The sequence below is a fragment of the Flavobacterium sp. DSR2-3-3 genome (assembly GCF_049896585.1).
Lineage (GTDB): Bacteria > Bacteroidota > Bacteroidia > Flavobacteriales > Flavobacteriaceae > Flavobacterium.
Genome location: NZ_JAFCUP010000001.1, coordinates 258179 through 278026 on the forward strand (window position 1 = coordinate 258179; position 19848 = coordinate 278026).

The 19848-nt window shown below is 35.5% G+C and carries 17 protein-coding genes and 1 tRNA gene; 9 read left to right on the forward strand and 9 right to left on the reverse strand.

Annotated elements, in window-relative coordinates:
• The first annotated feature begins 2 nt into the window (after positions 1 to 2).
• Positions 3 to 482: a hypothetical protein gene (locus ACP7AQ_RS01125; RefSeq protein WP_426094071.1), complete on the forward strand. Its 480-nt coding sequence runs from the start codon at positions 3 to 5 to the stop codon at positions 480 to 482.
• Between the two features lie 382 nt (positions 483 to 864).
• On the opposite strand, the gene ACP7AQ_RS01130 is transcribed toward ACP7AQ_RS01125, so the two are convergent.
• From ACP7AQ_RS01130 to ACP7AQ_RS01145, 4 genes are all read right to left on the reverse strand, one after another.
• Positions 865 to 949 (reverse strand) — tRNA-Ser (locus tag ACP7AQ_RS01130).
• A 58-nt stretch (positions 950 to 1007) separates the two neighbouring features.
• Entirely contained in the window at positions 1008 to 2036 is a 1029-nt protein-coding gene (locus ACP7AQ_RS01135) for an asparaginase (RefSeq protein ID WP_426090410.1), read from the reverse strand.
• Complete coding sequence (locus ACP7AQ_RS01140) at positions 2026 to 3162, reverse strand: 1-acyl-sn-glycerol-3-phosphate acyltransferase (protein ID WP_426094072.1); 1137 nt, start codon at positions 3160 to 3162, stop codon at positions 2026 to 2028. Before ACP7AQ_RS01140 ends, ACP7AQ_RS01135 begins: the two co-directional genes overlap by 11 nt.
• A gap of 66 nt (positions 3163 to 3228) precedes the next feature.
• On the reverse strand, positions 3229 to 3996 hold the full coding sequence (locus ACP7AQ_RS01145) for a TatD family hydrolase (RefSeq protein ID WP_426062746.1): 768 nt from the start codon (positions 3994 to 3996) through the stop codon (positions 3229 to 3231).
• Between the two features lie 149 nt (positions 3997 to 4145).
• Here ACP7AQ_RS01145 and ACP7AQ_RS01150 point away from each other — a divergent pair, with 149 nt between their 5' ends.
• Positions 4146 to 4586: a retropepsin-like aspartic protease gene (locus tag ACP7AQ_RS01150; RefSeq protein WP_426090412.1), complete on the forward strand. Its 441-nt coding sequence runs from the start codon at positions 4146 to 4148 to the stop codon at positions 4584 to 4586.
• A 56-nt stretch (positions 4587 to 4642) separates the two neighbouring features.
• On the opposite strand, the gene odhB is transcribed toward ACP7AQ_RS01150, so the two are convergent.
• On the reverse strand, positions 4643 to 5881 hold the full coding sequence (gene odhB, locus ACP7AQ_RS01155; protein WP_426094073.1) for a 2-oxoglutarate dehydrogenase complex dihydrolipoyllysine-residue succinyltransferase: 1239 nt from the start codon (positions 5879 to 5881) through the stop codon (positions 4643 to 4645).
• A 217-nt stretch (positions 5882 to 6098) separates the two neighbouring features.
• Positions 6099 to 8873, reverse strand: coding sequence for a 2-oxoglutarate dehydrogenase E1 component (locus tag ACP7AQ_RS01160; protein ID WP_426094074.1), 2775 nt, complete (start codon positions 8871 to 8873; stop codon positions 6099 to 6101).
• A gap of 119 nt (positions 8874 to 8992) precedes the next feature.
• Here ACP7AQ_RS01160 and ACP7AQ_RS01165 point away from each other — a divergent pair, with 119 nt between their 5' ends.
• Positions 8993 to 9535 (forward strand): hypothetical protein, encoded by a 543-nt coding sequence (locus tag ACP7AQ_RS01165; RefSeq protein WP_426094075.1) that lies wholly within the window; start codon positions 8993 to 8995, stop codon positions 9533 to 9535.
• A gap of 9 nt (positions 9536 to 9544) precedes the next feature.
• Entirely contained in the window at positions 9545 to 10876 is a 1332-nt protein-coding gene (locus tag ACP7AQ_RS01170; protein WP_426094076.1) for an alkaline phosphatase D family protein, read from the forward strand.
• Here ACP7AQ_RS01170 and ACP7AQ_RS01175 read toward each other — a convergent pair whose 3' ends face one another.
• Together ACP7AQ_RS01175 and ACP7AQ_RS01180 are read right to left on the reverse strand one after the other, a co-directional pair.
• Entirely contained in the window at positions 10877 to 11227 is a 351-nt protein-coding gene (locus ACP7AQ_RS01175) for a hypothetical protein (RefSeq protein ID WP_426090416.1), read from the reverse strand.
• A 139-nt stretch (positions 11228 to 11366) separates the two neighbouring features.
• Positions 11367 to 12341 (reverse strand): polyprenyl synthetase family protein, encoded by a 975-nt coding sequence (locus ACP7AQ_RS01180; protein ID WP_426094077.1) that lies wholly within the window; start codon positions 12339 to 12341, stop codon positions 11367 to 11369.
• Positions 12342 to 12553: 212 nt separating this feature from the next.
• Here ACP7AQ_RS01180 and ACP7AQ_RS01185 point away from each other — a divergent pair, with 212 nt between their 5' ends.
• The 5 genes from ACP7AQ_RS01185 (at position 12554) to ACP7AQ_RS01205 (ending at position 19479) form a co-directional block, all read left to right on the forward strand.
• Positions 12554 to 13075: a YceI family protein gene (locus ACP7AQ_RS01185; RefSeq protein ID WP_426094078.1), complete on the forward strand. Its 522-nt coding sequence runs from the start codon at positions 12554 to 12556 to the stop codon at positions 13073 to 13075.
• A gap of 146 nt (positions 13076 to 13221) precedes the next feature.
• On the forward strand, positions 13222 to 13818 hold the full coding sequence (locus tag ACP7AQ_RS01190) for a TetR/AcrR family transcriptional regulator (protein ID WP_426094079.1): 597 nt from the start codon (positions 13222 to 13224) through the stop codon (positions 13816 to 13818).
• A 2-nt stretch (positions 13819 to 13820) separates the two neighbouring features.
• Positions 13821 to 15161: a TolC family protein gene (locus tag ACP7AQ_RS01195; RefSeq protein WP_426094080.1), complete on the forward strand. Its 1341-nt coding sequence runs from the start codon at positions 13821 to 13823 to the stop codon at positions 15159 to 15161.
• A gap of 5 nt (positions 15162 to 15166) precedes the next feature.
• Positions 15167 to 16228, forward strand: a complete 1062-nt coding sequence (locus ACP7AQ_RS01200) for an efflux RND transporter periplasmic adaptor subunit (RefSeq protein WP_426094081.1) — start codon at positions 15167 to 15169, stop codon at positions 16226 to 16228.
• A 77-nt stretch (positions 16229 to 16305) separates the two neighbouring features.
• On the forward strand, positions 16306 to 19479 hold the full coding sequence (locus ACP7AQ_RS01205) for an efflux RND transporter permease subunit (RefSeq protein WP_426094082.1): 3174 nt from the start codon (positions 16306 to 16308) through the stop codon (positions 19477 to 19479).
• A gap of 91 nt (positions 19480 to 19570) precedes the next feature.
• Here ACP7AQ_RS01205 and ACP7AQ_RS01210 read toward each other — a convergent pair whose 3' ends face one another.
• Positions 19571 to 19705 (reverse strand): hypothetical protein, encoded by a 135-nt coding sequence (locus tag ACP7AQ_RS01210; protein WP_426094083.1) that lies wholly within the window; start codon positions 19703 to 19705, stop codon positions 19571 to 19573.
• Between the last annotated feature and the right edge of the window lie 143 nt (positions 19706 to 19848).

The following is a 19848-nucleotide window of genomic DNA, read 5'->3' on the forward strand; positions in this document are numbered from 1 at the left end:
TTATGAAAGAAATTAAATACTTTGTAGTTTTAATCATGGTCCTGTTTTTATGTAATAGCTGTAGCTATTTTACAAATGATAAGGAAGAAAAAAGAAAAGCAACGAATTTAAAATATAAAAAAGAAGAGGAAATTTCAGAGAACAAAAACTATCAATATCTAAGTCAATTAGTATCGTTTAAAAATAACATTTCAAAAGACACTGTAGATATTGTTTTAAAAGAATATTACAAAACATATAAAGGATTTGTCTTCAATAATGATACAGGTAAGTTAGAAGAAATGGGCACGTTTTCTGAAGATGAAATGCATAAACTAGATTTTTTACAGGATATTGTTGAAAAGTATAAAATCTCTGAAAAAGCAGCATATCTTATCTTTTATGAAATTGATTCTATGTTTAGTATGGAAAGCATGAAAGATGATATAGAAACTATAGATTATACTGTAGATGAAATAGAAGCAAAATTACCAGAAAATTAAACTACACTAAAGATAACTTGCCCTTTTTAAACATCTGATTATAAAAATGAAATAGAATAAGTAAAAAGAACAAAACTTAGAATCTTTAAAAGTAAATTTAAGCGATTTAAAACCTTAAAAAAATATTTGCCAGAATCAACTCCTAATTCATAAACTAAGTTAAAACATACACCAGAATAGCGATTAAAGCACATTGTCCCCCAACCCTTAGATAAAATTTAATTATATACTAAAAAATCTAGGATATGATATTTATCTTAAAAAAGAATATACTGAAGGAAAAAATAAGGTAAACAAAATCACAGCAATACAGAAATCGTACAACTATTAAAAACAAAAAACCGTAAAAGCTTGTTTTGTAGCTAATTACGGTTTTTTTAAGCAGAGAGGAAGGGATTCGAACCCTCGATATGTTGCCATATACACGCTTTCCAAGCGTGCGCCTTCAGCCACTCGGCCACCTCTCTATTTTATAAGATTGCAAAGAACACGAAAAAAAATGAGTTAGAAAAGTAAAATCTAAAATTATATCATTTCTCCACGTAAAGAAGTTTCAAAAATAGTTTTGAAATCCTTTGCTTCACTATTTTGACCCAACAAATACATTAATTTTGTGATTGCCGCTTCGGTTGTGATGTCTTTTCCAGAGATTACTCCAATTTCCTTCATTCCAGTACTGGTCTCATATTGCCCCATACTGACGCTTCCAGCAGAACACTGTGTCACATTGATAATGTGCAAACCCTCGGCAATTGCTTTTCTTAATAGGTTTAAAAACCAATCCTCCGTAGGTGCATTTCCAGCTCCGTACGTTTCTAAAACAATTCCTTTGAGATTTGGAATATTTAAAATAGCGGATAAAACTGCTTCACTGATACCCGGAAACATTTTTATAATCGCCACGTTATTATCCAAGTTTTTATGAACCTTGAATTCTTTACTTTCATTTTTAGACAGGAATAATTCGGAATTTAATTTTAAATGTACGCCAGACTCCACCAATTCAGGATAATTGGGGGATGTAAATGCTTTAAAATGTTCCGCATTAATCTTTGTAGTTCTATTCCCTCGATATAATTTATATTCAAAATAAAGACATACTTCGCTGATAACTGGTTCATCGTTGATTCGTAGAGACGCGATTTGGATCGCGGTGATTAAGTTTTCTTTGGCGTCTGTACGTAAATCTCCAATCGGTAATTGCGAACCGGTAAAAATTACGGGTTTCGATAAATTTTCAAGCATAAAACTCAATGCCGATGCCGAATAGGACATCGTATCCGACCCATGAAGCACGACAAACCCATCAAAAGAAGTGTAGTTATCCTCTATAATGATCGCAATCTTAGCCCATCCTTCAGGATTCATATTTGAGGAGTCAATTGGATTTTCGAAAGATATGGTTTCGATTTCACAATCCAATTGTTTCAATTCCGGAATGCGTTGTAATAATTTACTGAAATTGAATGCCGTGAGCGCTCCCGTCTCAAAATCTTTCCTCATACCGATGGTTCCGCCGGTGTAGATTAAAAGAATTTTGGCTTTATACAACATCGTGGTATTTTAATTTATTGACAACAGGATTCGCGTACATAGCCAGAAAACCGTCTAAGGCAACTGGATTATCATGATCTATCCGCATTTCAAGTCTGCGTTCGAATAATGATTTTTCATTTTCGGTATGCAAATGCGAAAAGCGATTGGTGTTGTTCACAATATCATACGCAATAAAATTCGTAGGCCACAATTTATAATTGCTCAATATGGCATCGTCAATTATTTGTGCCAAAGCAACTATTTGCTTATTCGAACTGTCATTTTCAGCTTTGATGGCTTCAATTTCCGTGTCTAAAACCTTACCTACATGAATGTGAATCCCTTTCTTTTGTCCCAAAGCACCACTGAGAATCGTCATGAAATCTTCATTTTTTTCTTTGATGTACACTTCGTTATTGGCTTCAGCCATCAATTGAGGCATTTTTAAAGCATCTGTGGGATCATATTCATACGAAATAGAAACGGGTACAATTTTTATTTTCTTGAAATAATCCATCAAGTTTTTTTCATCAGAACCCATTCCAAGCATTTTTAATACGCCAGGATTGGTCTCGTCATTGCCGTCTTTTGTTCTTCCTTCGCGTTGCGCAATCCAGACAGAGCGGTTTTCATGCAGCAATAAATTACCAATATACTCTGACAGCATCTTTGAACTTTGTAGCATTTCCCTTGGCGTTAAGCCACGTTGCACCAAAAAATTCCGATTCAGTTTTGCTAACGTGTTCAAGAATGCTTTTTTGACTAAATTATCGCCAATTGCTGAAGCAGTCATCACTAAACCATGCTCAAATAAAGCCGTATTCAACAACGTCGTGTCTAAGAGAATATCGCGATGATTGGATATAAATAAGTAAGAAGTATTAGGTTGTAAGTTTTCAAAACCGGAAGTAGTCAATCCTTCGGAGCTTTTTTCTAAAACTTTTTGAACCGATTGGTAGATGAAATTACATTGAAAATCACGTATGGAATGCGTTTTTCGAAGTTGTTCTTTCCAAACTTCATCTGCAACATCGGGGAAAGTAAAATTCATCAATGCTTTCATCATTGGATGATTAACAACATTCTGAAGTGCTTCGTTTATTTCAGAATCATAAAATGGCCGAATAGCGTCAAATTTCTGCATTTTGGTTCTCAATTTTTGTGTGGGCAAATGAACAAAAAAAATATTAAAATAAGGTGAATTCCAAATTTAAATCCCAAAAATAGCTTTCGAATTCTCCGTGGTTATCTCCGCAATTTCATTTGCCGAAAGGCTGTAAATCTGGGCTAGCTTCTCTACTACGTTTAAAATATAGCTACTTTCATTCCTTTTACCTCGGAAGGGGACTGGCGCTAAGTAGGGAGAATCTGTTTCCAGAACAATGTGTTTAAGTTCAATTTGGTTCAGGAACTGGTCGATTTTTCCGTTTTTAAAAGTCACCACACCACCAATGCCCAACTTCATGTTATATGAAATCGCTTGTAATGCCTGCTCATACGTTCCAGAGAAACAATGAAAAATACCAAATAATTCAGGTGATTTTTCTTCCTCTAAAATTTCAAAAATTTCGTCGAAAGCTTCTCGGCAATGAATCACAATGGGTAATTTATACTGTTTCGCCAACTGAATTTGTCTTTTGAAAGCGATTCGTTGCTGTGGCAAATGGGTTTTGTCCCAATACAAATCGATTCCAATTTCGCCTACGGCGTAAAATTTTCTTCTGGCCAATTCGTTTTCTACATGTTGAAGTTCTTCCAAATAATTATCTTTTACATACGTTGGATGTAAACCCATCATTAAAAAAATAGTATTTGGGTGATTTTTCTCCAATTCATACATGGATTCTGTACAGGTAGAATCGATTGCGGGAATAAAAAAACGCGAAACACCGGCATCAATGGCGCGTTGTATCATTTCGTTTCGGTCTTGATCAAATTCCTCTGAATATAAATGAGTATGTGTATCAGTAATAGTTATAGTTGCTTTCAAGTGTAAAATTTAAGAGTACAAAATTACATGAATAAATGTTGTCGAAAAAATGGTTTTAAAAAGATTCGTACAATTCCTTAAGCAACTCCGCCTATCTTTGTAAACAGTTAAAAATTACTGAAATAAATTCAGCATAAATGAAAAACCTCCACGATATTCTCAAAAAAGAAAACTACAGAAAAGTAAAATTTAAAATCACTAAAACGCAACATCTTTTGATAAAAGCAAAAATAAATGGTGTAACAGGAAATTTTATTCTGGATACAGGAGCTTCAAACAGTTGTGTGGGATTTGAAAGTGTCGATTTATTTTTATTGGACGCAAAAAAATCAAAGACGAAAGCCGCTGGTGCGGGAGCAACCGGAATGTTTACGCAACTGGCTTTGAAAAATCAATTGCAGCTTGGTTCCTGGAAAGATTCTAATTTCGAACTCGTTATTTTTGATTTGTCACATGTAAATGAAGCGCTAACACAACACAAAGCCAAACCTGTTCATGGTATTATTGGCGCTGATATTTTGATGAAAGGGAAGGCGATTGTCGATTATTACAACCATTATTTGTATTTGCTAAAATAGAAAATCCTGTTTAGAACATACTAAACAGGATTCTTTTATATTCTAAAACCTTAGAATTACAATTCAAACGCTTTTTTAGGATTGTTGTCTAACAATAATTCCATTGGGTTTTCTAAAGCTTCTTTCACAGCAACTAAGAATCCAACTGACTCACGACCATCAATAATTCTGTGATCATAAGACAAAGCCACGTACATCATTGGGTGAATTTCTACTTTTCCGTTTACGGCAATTGGACGCTCAATAATATTGTGCATTCCAAGAATTCCCGATTGTGGAGGATTGATAATTGGCGTACTTAGCATACTTCCAAAAACACCACCGTTAGTAATTGTAAAGGTTCCACCAGTCATGTCATCCACTGTGATTTGTCCGTCACGTGCTTTAAGCGCTAATCGTTTAATATCTGCTTCAACACCACGGAACGTTAAGTTTTCCGCGTTGCGAACCACAGGAACCATTAATCCTTTTGGTCCTGAAACCGCAATTGAAATATCGCAAAAGTCGAAAGCAATCTTATGATCACCATCCATCATTGAGTTTACATCTGGGAATAATTTTAACGCTCTGGTTACTGCTTTCGTAAAGAAAGACATGTATCCTAAACCAATTCCACCGTGTTTAGCTTTGAATGCATCTTTGTATTCATTACGAATCAAGTTGATTGGCGTCATGTTTACTTCGTTAAAAGTAGTCAACATGGCCGTTTCGTTTTTAGCGGCAACTAATCTCTCAGCCACTTTACGACGCAACATCGATAATTTAGTACGCTCCGATCCACGAGAACAACCAGTAGGAGTTCCCATTGAAGGCACAGCATTTACGGCATCGTCTTTAGTGATTCTTCCGTCTTTTCCAGTTCCGGTTATGGAAGCTGGCGCTATATTTTTTTCGTCTAATATTTTTCTTGCTGCCGGAGATGGAGTTCCTGAAGCATAAGTCGCTGCTGGAGCTGCCGCTACCGGAGCCGCTTTTGGCGCTTCTGCCTTAACTTCAGCTTTTGGCGCTTCAACTGTTTTTGTAGCTTCGGCAACTGGTGCATCTCCTGCTGGTTTTGCTCCGTCCGTATCAATATGACACACAACTGCTCCAACTGCTACTGCGTCGCCTTCTTCTGCTTTTAAAGTAATGATTCCGCTGGCTTCTGCTGGCAATTCTAAAGTTGCTTTATCAGAATCAACTTCAGCAATTGCTTGGTCTTTTTCTACATAATCTCCGTCTTTTACCAACCAAGTTGCAATTTCAACTTCCTTTATAGATTCCCCTGGTGATGGGACTTTCATTTCTAAAATCATGTTCTATTATTTTAAATTATGAATTTTAAATTTTAAATTGTTCTCGAACAACCTGTGTTTATTGTATGAACTGTTTTTTAGCCCTGATTGCAGTGAAAATCCTTTTTATTTTTTTTTAAAAATAAAAAGATTGCAACGTAAAGCAGGTTCCCGGCTCCTAAAAATAATTATTTTAGTGACATTGCTTTGCTACGTCGCTAGCAACGCCTCGCAATGACTATCTAAATAAATTTTTATCAAAAACCATTCGCAAAGCATCGGCCTGTCGGCGTTTTGCTCTTGTGTAACTTCCTGCTGCCGGAGCCGCGTATGCTTTTAGTGACGCCAATCTCCATTTTACTAAATCGAAATTCATCAACATAAAGCTGTACGCCCCCATGTTTTTTGGCTCTTCTTGTGCCCAAACATAATCGTCAGCGTTTGGATATTTAGCAATAATTTCTTTTAATTGTTCTACCGGCAATGGGAATAATTGTTCGATTCTAACGACCGCAACATCATTCCTACCAAGATTTTCTCTTTCGGCAGTAATGTCATAATAGAATTTACCGGTACAGAAAACTAGTGTTTTCACCTCGTCTTTATTCACTGTTTGGTCATCGAATGTTTCCTGGAAAGATCCGTTTGCAAATTCTTCAACGGTAGAAACCACTCTTGAATCACGCAATAAACTCTTTGGTGTAAAAACAATAAGCGGTTTACGGAACGTTGTTTTCATTTGTCTTCTCAACAAGTGAAAGAAATTGGCTGGCGTTGTACAATCCGCAACATACATATTATGTCTGGCGCAAAGTTGCAAATAACGCTCCATTCTTGCCGAAGAATGCTCTGCTCCTTGTCCTTCATAACCGTGAGGCAATAGTAAAACGATTCCGTTCTGGGTATTCCATTTGTCTTCTCCACAAGAGATATATTGGTCAATCATAATTTGAGCTCCATTACTGAAATCTCCAAATTGTGCTTCCCAAATGGTTAATGTATTTGGGTTCGCCAAAGCATATCCGTAATCAAATCCTAAAACTCCGTATTCAGATAACAATGAATTGTAGATATTGAACTTTCCCGTTGTTCCCTCTAAATTACTTAACAAAGTTACTTCTTCTTCTGAATCTTCGACTTTTACAACGGCGTGACGGTGAGAAAATGTCCCACGCTCCACATCTTGTCCGGAAATACGAACATCAAATCCTTCTTTTAAAAGTGAACCATACGCTAAATGTTCGGCCATAGCCCAATCCAGCTTATTCGTTTCGAAAAACATTGTTTTTCTGTCGTTGATCAGTTTTTGTATTTTGCTGATGAATTTTTTGTCTGAAGGTAAGTTACAAATTACGTTTGCTACCTCAGTAAGTCCTGCCACAGGGAAAGTAGTATCAACTTTTTTAAGCATTTCCACATCAGAGACTTGTTCAAAACCTTTCCATTCATTTTTCATAAACGGTGTGATGATAGTTAAATCCTTTTTACGGGATTCTTCTAAGTTTATCTCCAAGTTTGATTTGTATTCTTGCTCCAATCCTTTTACAAAAGTGGAATCAATTACTCCGTCAGCAAGTAATTTCTCCATATAAATGTCTCTTGGATTTTTGTGCTTGGCAATAATTTTATATAATACAGGCTGGGTGAAACGAGGCTCATCACCCTCGTTATGTCCGTATTTTCTATATCCTAATAAATCGATAAACACATCGCGACCAAATTCCATTCTGTAATCCAATGCAAATGACATTGCGTGAACTACGGCTTCCGCATCATCCGCATTTACGTGTAATACCGGCGAAAGCGTGACTTTGGCAACATCCGTGCAATACGTAGAAGAACGCGCATCAAGGTAATTAGTCGTAAATCCTACCTGATTGTTGATTACAATATGAATTGTACCTCCGGTTTTATAACCGTCTAATTGTGCCATTTGCACTATTTCATAAAGAATTCCCTGAGCAGCAATCGCGGCATCTCCGTGAACGGCGATTGGCAATACTTTTGAGAAATCGTTAGGAAAATATTTGTCTTGTTTTGCTCTTGTGATTCCTTCAATTACTGCACCTACAGTTTCTAGGTGCGAAGGATTTGGCGCTAAATTGATATTTATTTTTTTACCGGTGCTAGTAACTTTATCAGCGGTAAGTCCTAAATGGTATTTTACGTCTCCGTCAAAATATTCCTGGTCGTAATCTTTACCATCAAACTCTCCAAATATGTCTTGGGTTGATTTGCCAAAAATATTGGCCAAAATATTTAGTCGGCCACGATGTGCCATTCCCATTACAAATTGTTCCACTCCTTTTTCTGCTGCTTTTTCTATCAAAGCATCTAAAGCCGGAATGATTGATTCTCCACCTTCTAAAGAAAAACGCTTTTGACCTACATATTTTGTATGCAAGAAGTTTTCAAAAGAAACGGCTTGGTTCAGTTTATTCAGAATTGATTTTTTTTCATCCAAAGAAAATTTAGGCTGATTGTCATTGACACCTAACTTTTTCTGAATCCACTCCACTACTTCCGGTTTACGGATATACATATATTCCACCCCGATGTGCTGGCAGTATATTGTATCAAGATGCGTTATGATTTCCTGAAGCGTGCAAGGCTGAATATTTATCACCTTTGCGGCATCAAAAACAGTGTTCAAATCTGCGGAGGACAGTCCAAAATTTGTGATTTCTAGCGTTGGTGATGATACACGTCTTTCTCGAACCGGATTTGTTTTAGTAAACAAATGACCGCGAGAGCGATATCCATCTATTAATTTCAATACGTTGAATTCTTTTTGAAGCTTTTCAGAGATCAAACTTACATCCGTATTATTAGAGGCAAAATTTGCCATTTGTTCCACAGGGTTTTCCTCATTGTAAGTTGTCATCCCAAAGTCAAAACCTTGAAAAAAACTTCTCCAACTTGGCTCCACGCTGTCTGGATTCTCTAAATATTGATCGTATAACTGTGCGAAAAATTCTGTGTGTGCTGCGTTTAAAAATGAAAACCTATCCATAATATTTAGTGAATATACCTTTTTTGTTAAAATAGTTTGGCAAAAGTACGATAATACAATAAATTTATAATTTAATTTAAGATACTTTTACATTGAATATTGTTAAAAAACTAAAACTTATGACAAAGAATTGCTTTTTGAATATATCCAAATCATTTTTGACACTAATTGCCGTTTTTTTTTCATGCTGCGTGTTTGCGCAACAAGATGATTTGCAACCAGAAACAGAAAATCAATTCTGGAGAAATGTACAATTTGGAGGCGGAATTGGTTTAGGATTTGGTTCGGGTTATACTGATATCTCTTTGGCGCCAAGTGCTATTTACAATTTCAATAAATACGTGGCTTTTGGTGTTGGCGCGCAATATAAATACTTAAAGCAAAAGGATTATTACGCTTCACATTTGTATGGGGGAAGTGTGATCGGATTGTTAAATCCAATAAATCAAATCCAACTTTCGGCTGAACTCGAACAATTAAGAGTCAATGTAAATTTGGATGGATCCAATAGCAATTCACAAGATTATTGGAACACCGGATTATTTATTGGTGCCGGTTACCGATCTGGAAATGCGACAATTGGCGCCCGTTATAATGTTTTGAACGATAAAAATAATATTTACGGCAGTGCCTTTATGCCATTCTTCAGAATGTATTTTTAATTATCTGCTATGAAAAAAACCTTTCAATTATTCTGTATATTGTTTGTAAGTTACAGTTTTGCTCAAAACAATATATTGCAGTCTGGCCCTATGGTGGGGTATTGCGAAATGACGGAGGCGGTGATTTGGTTGCAAACCAATAAAAAGGCCTCGGTGAAAATAGCTTATTTTGCCCTTGACAATCCTAGCAAAATTTTCTATTCTGAGGTCTATTCGTCTTCAAAAGAAGTTGTCTTTACGCATCACATTATTTTAGATCAATTAAGTCCCGGAAAAAAATATAAGTATGAGGTTATAATAAATGACAAAAAAATCATCTTGCCATACGAAACTTCTTTTTCATCAAAAAAATTATGGGAATGGCGGGAAGATGCTCCTAATTTCACGGTAGCAATTGGAAGTTGTTCCTATTTTAACGAAACTCCTTTGGACAGACCGGGAAAAGCCTATGGAAGTGAGTTTGGGATTTTTGAAAGTATTGCCAAAAAAAATCCAGAAATTATGATATGGAGTGGCGACAATATTTATCTCAGAGAAGCGGATTGGGATAGTAAAACCGGGATTTATCATCGCTATACTCATTCAAGGTCAATAAAAGAAATACAGCCCTTGCTGGCAAAAACACAGAATTTTGCCATTTGGGACGACCATGATTTTGGTCCGGATGATAGCGATGGCAGTTTTTACAACAAATTTCTGACTCAAAAAGCGTTTAAAGATTTCTGGGCAAATAAAAGTTACGGCATGAATTCAGCGCAAAACGAAGGCATTTATTCAACCTTTAGCTGGGGTGATGCCCAATTCTTTTTATTGGATGACCGGTTTTTCAAAACTCCAAACAACAGAATCACCGGCGAAAGAACGGTTTTAGGAAACACACAATTAGAATGGCTGATAAATGCCTTAAGCTTTTCCAAAGCCAGTTTTAAAATAATTGTGATTGGCGGACAAGTATTAAATTCAGTGGCAGAAAAAGAAAACTACAGCAATTATCCTAAAGAAAAAGAACGATTGTTAAAAGAAATTCTTGACAATAAAATTAAAGGCATTCTGTTTATAAGCGGTGACCGGCATTTCACTGAATTTTCTGAAGTTCCTCGAGACAATACCTATCCGTTGTACGACTGGACCGTTTCGCCGTTAACTTCTGGCGTTGCATCTGAAAATATCTTAAAGGAAAACAACATTTACAGAACAAAAGGCAGCTTGATTGCGCAACATAATTTTGGAACCCTTTCATTTTTAGGTTCTAAAGAAAACCGCCAAATGAAATTAACTATTTTTGATACTGCAGGAACTGAATTATGGAATAAAATAATCTTTAAAAAAGACTTACAATAACTAATACTTGTTCCTAAACCACACTTTTTGCCATTCTCTTTTTAGAATTAAAAAAGATACGTGTTCGGCAAGAACTACTAAATCTGATCCGTCCAGTTTTTTTATTTCTTCTTCAGAAACATCAATTATGTAGAGTAAATTAAGGTATTCTGCAAACTTGTATTGAATGAGTCGGTAGATTTTTTCATGGAGCTGCGCCTTTAATTCGTCAGGTGTGCTTTTTAGGGAACAATCAATGGCTTCGTTAGCCAAATTGAAATCCTTATTCATTTGTTCAATTAATTTCAAATATAAGTTTTCGGCTTCTGCTTCAGTAAGCAGTAAATCGGTATTTTTTGGAACTATAAACATATCTTTAAAATTTCAATGGCAATATCAATTGCAATTTTCAATATTGTTATTATGGTACATTTTACTTTTTGTTAATTTGAAATATCAACTTTCAAAGTCAACATTACTATTGATTTTTGAAATTGTTATTGAAATTGAATTACACTTTCCTTCCCATTAAATTTTCACCAAAACCTTTTAGCATTTCTTTTTTATCGGTACCAATATTCATTTTATCTAAAGTATGAAAAGCCTTTAAAGTAAAATCCTCAATCGCATCCTGAGTTGCCTTTGACGCACCCGAACTATTAAAAAGAACTTTCACTCTCTCTATTTTATTGGTATTATCTTCAGGCTGAACTGAAAACAAGCTTCTCAATTCCTGTGCTTCCTCTCTATTTGAAAAAGCAACTGCTTTAAGGTATAAATACGTTTTTTTGTTTTCGATGATATCTCCTCCTACTTGTTTTCCAAAGGTTTCTGGATTCCCAAAAGCATCTAGAAAATCATCTTGTAATTGAAAAGCCAACCCTAAATTGAGTCCGAAATCATAAATCAAATTGGCGTTTTCTTCAGAGGTCTCGGCAATAATTGCCCCCATTTTCATGGCCGCGGCTACTAAAACAGCCGTTTTACATTCAATCATTTTCAAGTATTCCGGAATGGTAACATCATCACGCTCTTCAAAATCAACATCCAATTGTTGACCTTCACAAACTTCGAGTGCCGTTTTGCTGAAAAGTTTGGCTAAATCTTTAAAAATAATTGGTTCGTATTGTTCAAAATATTGGTATGCTAAAATCAGCATTGCATCACCTGATAAAATCCCAGTGTTCAAATTCCATTTTTCATGAACCGTTTCATGTCCTCTTCGTAAAGGCGCATCATCCATAATATCATCATGTACGAGCGAAAAATTATGAAAAACCTCAACAGCCAAAGCCGCTGGTAATGCTTTTTTATAATCCGCATCAAAAACCTCAGCACTCATTAATGTAAGTACCGGACGCATCCTTTTTCCGCCAAGATCTAATATATAATGAATAGGCTCATATAAATTTCTAGGTTCTTTGGTTTCATATTGTGATTGCAAATAATCCGAAAGGAACTCCTGATACTGGTAAATAGAATGCATAAAATAAATTTTTTGGCTAATTTACAGTATTCAATTTGCATTACAAACTCCGTTTCATTATCAAATGTTAAATAAATCAAAATACGTTGGAAACTATTTTGGTATTCAAAGTTTCCATCTTACATTTGCAGTCAAATTTAACCGCTCAAAGACTAACAGTATTTTTGAAGCGGTTGTTTGAATTGATTAAATTTATAATACACCCGAGAATTATGAAAACCAAATGGACAATTGACTCCAATCAATCTGATGTTCTAATTAAAATGAGACACTCTATAATTGCTTATTTAGCGGGTACCATCAACAAATTTAGCGGGCATATAGAGATCGAAAATAATGAAATTGAAGACGCATCGATTGAGTTTTCTTTGGATGTAAACAATAAAGACATCAAACTGGAACAAATTGACACGAATTTAAAAATGAATGATTTGTTTGATGTCAACGAATATCCAATCATCAGCTTTAAGTCGACTTCTTTTGAAAAAGTAAATAAAAATATCAATTTTTTAAAAGGAAATTTGACTATTAAAAACATTACTAAAGTAGTGGAACTCGATGCGGAATTTATTGGAATCAATGCTTACAATGGGGATCAAAAGGCAGGATTTGAAATAAGCGGAAAAATTAACCGTAAAGATTTTGGGCTAACCTTTATTTCATTCAATCAAACTAGCGGAATAGCTCTGGGTCAGGACATTAAACTGATTGCCAATTTAGAATTTACCGTTTAAAACTTCCACCGTAGTCGAATGTTAAATAATTACAAAATTAATGGAAACTATTTCAGTGCTAATAGTTTCCTTTGTACATTTGCACTCCATTTTCAACTTTAGTTAGTTGATTTACAAATGAATAAAACTATTTCAGCTGACAAAAAATGAAAGAAAAAATTATAAATAAAGCAAAAGATATGTTTTTGAAACTGGGTTTCAAGAGCATCACTATGGATGACATTGCTGGTGAAATGTGTATTTCAAAAAAAACAATTTATAAATATTTTGCCAACAAAGAATTGTTGATACAAGAAAGCACACAAGTGCTTCGTAAAGAAGTTCATGAAATTATCACCGAAATTATTTCTAGAAACTACAACGCCATCGAGGAAAACTTCCAAATCAGGAAAATGTTTGCCGATATGTTTCAATCAACTGATACTTCTCCGATTTATCAACTGAAGAAACATTATCCGGAAGTTTACGAAACGGTTTTAGAGTATCAAGTTCAAGAATGTGAAAGTTGTTTCAAGCAAAATATCGAAAAAGGAATTGCTCAGGGCTTGTATAGAAAAGACTTAAATATTGAAGCCTACATCAAACTTTATTATGCATTGATTTTCAGCATTAACGAAAACACCCGTTCCGAACGAGAAGCTTTTGCATTAGAAATGGAAGCCCTTGAATACCACACACGAGCAATGGCTACTGAAAAAGGAATTGCCGAATTAGAAAAAAACTTACTTAATCCAATTACTTAATAATGAAAAAAACAGTTCTATTAATAATTTTGACATTTGCGCTTGGTGCCAATGCACAAAATACAAAATCGCTGACGCTGAAAGAAGCTATTAACTACGCTTTAGAGAATAAAGCCGATGCTAAAAAAGCAAAACTGAAAGTGGAGAACAGCGAATACCAAATTCAGGAAATACGCTCCAGAGCTTTACCACAAATTTCAGCCAACGGTAATCTGACATACAATCCTGTTTTACAGACAACTGTAATCGATGGAGCTAATTTTGGTCAACCAGGAAGTACTATCCAAGCTAATTTTGGTCAAAAATGGATTTCAACTGCTGGTGTTTCTTTGACACAAGCACTTTTCGATCAATCGGTTTTTATTGGTTTGAAAGCAGCAAAATCTACTAGAGAATTTTACCAAATTAATCAACAATTAACCGAAGAACAGGTAATTGAGCGCGTGGCCAATAATTATTATCAGGTGTACGTGCAACGACAAAAACTAACGGTTATTGATAGTACATATAAAAACACTACTAAAGTACGAAACATAATCAAAGGGCAATTTGACAACGGATTAGCTAAAAAAATTGATTTGGATCGAATTTTAGTTAAAATTTCAAACATCAATACGCAACGCCAACAAGTATTGAATGCAGTTCAAATTCAGGAAAACACATTGAAATTCTACATGGGAATGCCAATAGAAACTCAAATCGTGATTCCTAATACGGCATTTGAAGTGAGTTCGCAATCATTATCAGAAGTTCCAAATACGTCAAACAGAACAGAATATTTGCTTTTGAAAAAACAAGAACAACTGTTGACTTATCAAAAAAAGGCTGTTGAAGCTGGTTATTATCCAACAGTATCATTGAGCGCCGGGTACAATTATATTGGTCAGGGTCCTGTAATGCCTATCGGAGGAAAACCGGCTGATGGCGTATATTGGTCAGATTTCTCCTCAATTGGTTTGAATTTAAAAGTGCCTATTTTTACTGGATTTGGTACTCGTGCCAAAGTAAGACAAGCTGATATCGATTTACGATCCATAAAAGAAGATCTAAACGACACAAAATTATCCCTTGACCTGGCTTTCGCCAATGCAAAAACTCAAATTGACAACAGTTTAACGACAATCAACAATCAAAAAGAGAATGCGCAATTAGCCAAAGAAGTTTTAGACAATACCAGAAACAATTACATTCAAGGATTGGCCTCTTTAACTGATTTATTAGATGCTGAAAACTCATTGACTGAAGCGCAAAACAACTACACATCAGCCATATTAGACTACAAGCTGGCAGAAATACAATTAATCAAATCAAAAGGAGAATTAAAATCACTTATAAATAACTAAAAAAAATGAAAAAAAACATACTAATCGTTGTAGCAATCGTAGCCACTTTAGGCGTTATCGGATATGTATTAATGAATAACAAAAAAGAAAACGAAGCTAAAACTGCTATTGTAGCAGAGAAAAATGCCAGTATTTCTGTTAAAGTTGCCACGGTAAAAACCGAAGAAGTTTCACTTGATTTCTCTGCCAATGGAAATTTCGCGCCATTACAAGAATTAAGTTTTTCTGCTGAGAAATCAGGAAGAGTAGTTCGTGTTTTAGTTGATGAAGGTGACAAAGTGCGCATTGGTCAAACTTTAGCAATTGTAAGAAGCGAACAAATTACGGCTGACTTGCAAACAGCACAAGCTTCTTATCAAAATGCTTTGACCGATTACAGTCGTTTTGAAAATGCTTTTAAAACGGGTGGTGTAACGAAACAACAATTAGACCAAGCCAAATTGAATTTAGTAACTTTAAAATCAAGATTGCAACAAGCAAGAGTAAACATTGGTGATACTAATATCAAGGCGACAATAAACGGAATTGTGAACAAAAAATACATTGAACCGGGATCTGTTCTTGGTGCGGGAACTCAATTGTTTGACATCGTAAATGTGTCAAAATTAAAACTGAAAGTTAATGTCAATGAAAATCAGGTTGCAGGTTTAAAAGTAGGAACTACAATTTCTGTGAAAGCGAGCGTCTATCCAGATGCAACATTCTCCGGAAAAATCTCGTTCATAGCTCCAAAAGCGGACGCAAGTTTGAACTTTCCTGTAGAAATCGAAATTGCTAATAATGCTTCAAATGATTTGAAAGCCGGAATGTACGGAACAGCCGAATTTTCTGCAAATCAAGGAAAACAATCGTTGATGATTGTTCCTAGAAATGCCTTTGTAGGAAGTGTGAGCAGCAATGAAATATTTGTAATTGAAAACGGAACAGCCAAACTGAAAACGGTTACGGCCGGAAGAATTCTTGGTGATAAGGTAGAAATTTTAAACGGTCTTTCAGAAGGCGAAACTGTAATTGTCACAGGTCAAATCAACCTTCAAGACGGATCTAAAGTGGATATTATAAAATAAGTCTCAAAGTCGAAAGCCTTAAAGTCATAAAGAAACCGCTTCAAGCATAAAGCTACAAGATATAAAAATTTAAATATATGAAATTAGCAGAAATATCCATAAAACGTCCTTCATTAGTCATCGTACTATTTACGATACTAACTTTAGGAGGACTGTTCAGTTACAGCCAATTGGGCTACGAATTGATTCCAAAATTCGAAACCAACGTGATTTCGATTGCAACGGTTTATCCCGGAGCATCACCTAGTGAGGTCGAAAATACCGTTACCAAAAAAATTGAAGACGCAATTTCATCATTGGAAAACATCAAAAAAATTGATTCTAAGTCTTTTGAAAGTTTATCCTCGGTTTCGATAACATTGACATCTAATGCTGATGTAAATATTTCTATGAATGATGCGCAGCGTAAAATAAATGCCATTATCAATGACTTACCAGATGACGCTCAGGCGCCTTCATTAAACAAGTTTTCGTTGAGCGATTTACCAATTATGACCATTGGTGCCAACGGAAAAATGGACGAAGTTGCTTTTTACGACTTAGTAGACAAGAAACTTGCGCCGGTACTTTCTCGTGTGCAAGGAGTAGCTCAAGTTAATATCACAGGCGGACAAGAGCGAGAAATTCAAGTCAATCTTGATGCAGTAAAAATGCAAGCCTACGGACTTTCGGTGCCTCAAGTGCAACAGAACATTTTATCCTCTAACTTGGATTTCCCAACAGGGAACATTCAAACTCGGGAACAAAAAATATTAATCCGCTTAGCTGGAAAATATAAAACCGTTGAGGAGTTAAGAAACTTAATTGTGTCCTCAAGAGGTGGAATTCAAGTTCGTTTAGGCGATGTTGCAGATGTACAAGACACGCAAAAAATTACGGAGAAAGTGGCTCGTGTGAACCAGAAAAGTGCAATTATTTTACAAATTATAAAGCAATCTGATGCCAACGCAGTTGCTGTAAGTGAAGAATTGGTGAAAACCATTGCGAAACTGGAAAGAGAATATAAAACTTCCGAATTAAAACTAGAAATTGCCAAAGACAGTACCATTTTTACCCTTGAAGCAGCAGATGCCGTTGTGCACGATTTGCTTATCGCGGTACTTTTAGTGGCTTTTGTCATGCTGTTTTTCTTACATAGTATTCGAAACTCCTTGATTGTAATGGTATCTATCCCTGCTTCATTAATTGCCACTTTTATTGGGATTTACTTAATGGGTTATACTTTGAACTTAATGAGTTTGTTAGGATTGTCACTCGTTGTAGGTATTCTTGTGGATGATGCTATTGTGGTTCTTGAAAATATTTACAGGCACATGGAAATGGGCAAAAACAAAGTTCGAGCTGCTTATGATGGTACAGCCGAAATTGGTGGAACTGTAGTATCGATTACGCTTGTAATTGTTGTTGTATTTTTACCAATTGCATTGAGTTCTGGTCTGGTTTCTAATATTATTACGCAATTTTGTGTCACGGTAATTATATCCACTTTATTGTCATTAGTTGCTTCGTTTACTATTATTCCTTGGTTATCATCTAGATACGGAAAATTAGAACATATTGAAGGTAAAAACTTTTTTGGAAGAATCATTCTTGGTTTTGAAAGTTATTTAACCCGTTTCATCAATTGGATCTCTGGATTACTGACATGGTCTTTGGATCACTACAAAACAACACTTGCCATTGTTTTAGTTTTATTCTTCAGCTCAATTGCATTGGTACCAGCAGGATTTATTGGTGGGGAGTTCTTTGCAGCATCAGATAGTGGTGAGTTTTTAGTTCAAATCGAAATGCCAAAAGATGCTTCTTTAGAACAAACCAACTTCATGACGCAAAAAGCAGAGGCCTTTTTAGACAAAGAAGATTTTGTTCACAGTCAATTTACTATTGTGGGTCAAACTAGTGGTGGTATGGGGGCTTCACAATCAACTGCTTATAAATCAGAAATTAACGTGAAAATGGTTGAATTAGACCAGCGTGATGAACCTGCAAATGTTTACGCTGCAAAAACCAAACGTAAATTAGAAAAATTACTAGTTGGCGCAAAAGTAAAAACGGTTCCCGTAGGTATTTTAGGAACAGCTGAAGATGCTACTTTAGGACTTATTGTAACAGGTCCAGATGTAGAAAGTGCTATGAAATTTGCTATTGCTGCCGAAAAAGAATTGCGCACCATTCCTGGAGCCACAGAGATTGAATTGTCGGTAGAAGACGGAAATCCTGAAGTTAGCGTAAAAGTAGACAGAGATAAAATGGCCGCACTTGGTTTAAGTTTACAAACGGTGGGTATAACCATGCAAACGGCTTTTAGCGGAAATACCGACGGACGTTTTAGAGCGGGCGAATACGAATACGACATCAATATTAAGTATAATGCTTTCGATAGAAAAAGTATTGCTGATGTAAGCAACTTGATCTTCATAAACGACTCTGGTCGACAAATCGAGTTAAATCAATTTGCAACGGTAACTGAAGGTTCTGGTCCAAGCCAATTAGAGCGTAGAGACAAAACAGCATCTGTAACTGTTAAAGGCCAAAATGTTGGTATCTCTTCTGGAACGATAGTATCACAATGGGAAGAAAAAATTGATAAATTAAAGAAACCAATTGGTGTAGACTATATTTGGGGGGGACAAAAAGAGAATGAAACAGAAGGTTTTGGAACATTAGGAATTGCTTTATTGGCTGCTATTATCTTGGTTTACCTTGTAATGGTTTCCTTATACGACAGTTTTGTTCACCCGTTTGTGGTATTATTTGCTATTCCGCTTTCGTTTATAGGAGCCTTATTAGCCTTGGCTTTGACCAATAATACGTTGAATATATTTACGATTCTTGGGGTTATTATGTTGATTGGTCTGGTTTGTAAAAATGCAATTATGCTGGTAGATTACACGAATCAGCGAAGAGCTGCGGGTGAAACTATAAGAACCGCATTAATTCAGGCGAATCACGCGCGTCTTCGCCCAATTTTGATGACCACTATCGCGATGGTATTTGGTATGGTGCCAATTGCACTTGCAAGTGGAGCCGGTGCCGAATGGAAAAATGGATTGGCATGGGTAATTATCGGAGGATTGATTTCTTCCCTATTTTTAACCTTGATTATTGTTCCTGTAATTTATGAAATTATGGAGAAATTAATTGCTAAATTCGGTAAAGGAGAAAAAGTTGATTACGAAGCTGAAATGGTTGCTGATTATGACCACGTCGAGTTAAGCGAAGATGGTTTTAATCCAAAACATACCGTATAAACAGTAATTTTTTAAGATAAAAGAAAGGCTCCCAATAGCATTGGAAGCCTTTCTTTTTTTAAAGGTATTTATTTCGAAACAAAAGATTTAACTATAACTTCTCAATCACATCCGTCCCACTTCCCCAAATGATCAATTGGTTTTCTTTAGTGACTTTTATCGGAGCAAAAATTGGATTTTCAGGCATGAAATACAAACTATCTTTCTCGACTTGCAAGCGTTTCACTGCAAATTCACTATCATTAAAGCAAATGACAATTTTATTATTTGCGGTTTTAAACTTCTATCCCACATTCGAACATCTTTTTAATTGATTCCCAAATCAATTATGGAATTGCCTTTAACTTTGATTTAAAAAGTGGACAGTGG

Excerpts from the sequence above, each read along its gene's own strand:
- ACP7AQ_RS01125 (WP_426094071.1), top strand. The coding sequence starts at position 3 with ATGAAAGAAATTAAATACTTTGTAGTTTTAATCATGGTCCTGTTTTTA.
- ACP7AQ_RS01135 (WP_426090410.1), bottom strand. The coding sequence starts at position 2,036 with ATGTTGTATAAAGCCAAAATTCTTTTAATCTACACCGGCGGAACCATC.
- ACP7AQ_RS01140 (WP_426094072.1), bottom strand. The coding sequence starts at position 3,162 with ATGCAGAAATTTGACGCTATTCGGCCATTTTATGATTCTGAAATAAAC.
- ACP7AQ_RS01150 (WP_426090412.1), top strand. The coding sequence starts at position 4,146 with ATGAAAAACCTCCACGATATTCTCAAAAAAGAAAACTACAGAAAAGTA.
- odhB (WP_426094073.1), bottom strand. The coding sequence starts at position 5,881 with ATGATTTTAGAAATGAAAGTCCCATCACCAGGGGAATCTATAAAGGAA.
- ACP7AQ_RS01160 (WP_426094074.1), bottom strand. The coding sequence starts at position 8,873 with ATGGATAGGTTTTCATTTTTAAACGCAGCACACACAGAATTTTTCGCA.
- ACP7AQ_RS01165 (WP_426094075.1), top strand. The coding sequence starts at position 8,993 with ATGACAAAGAATTGCTTTTTGAATATATCCAAATCATTTTTGACACTA.
- ACP7AQ_RS01170 (WP_426094076.1), top strand. The coding sequence starts at position 9,545 with ATGAAAAAAACCTTTCAATTATTCTGTATATTGTTTGTAAGTTACAGT.
- ACP7AQ_RS01175 (WP_426090416.1), bottom strand. The coding sequence starts at position 11,227 with ATGTTTATAGTTCCAAAAAATACCGATTTACTGCTTACTGAAGCAGAA.
- ACP7AQ_RS01180 (WP_426094077.1), bottom strand. The coding sequence starts at position 12,341 with ATGCATTCTATTTACCAGTATCAGGAGTTCCTTTCGGATTATTTGCAA.
- ACP7AQ_RS01185 (WP_426094078.1), top strand. The coding sequence starts at position 12,554 with ATGAAAACCAAATGGACAATTGACTCCAATCAATCTGATGTTCTAATT.
- ACP7AQ_RS01190 (WP_426094079.1), top strand. The coding sequence starts at position 13,222 with ATGAAAGAAAAAATTATAAATAAAGCAAAAGATATGTTTTTGAAACTG.
- ACP7AQ_RS01195 (WP_426094080.1), top strand. The coding sequence starts at position 13,821 with ATGAAAAAAACAGTTCTATTAATAATTTTGACATTTGCGCTTGGTGCC.
- ACP7AQ_RS01200 (WP_426094081.1), top strand. The coding sequence starts at position 15,167 with ATGAAAAAAAACATACTAATCGTTGTAGCAATCGTAGCCACTTTAGGC.
- ACP7AQ_RS01205 (WP_426094082.1), top strand. The coding sequence starts at position 16,306 with ATGAAATTAGCAGAAATATCCATAAAACGTCCTTCATTAGTCATCGTA.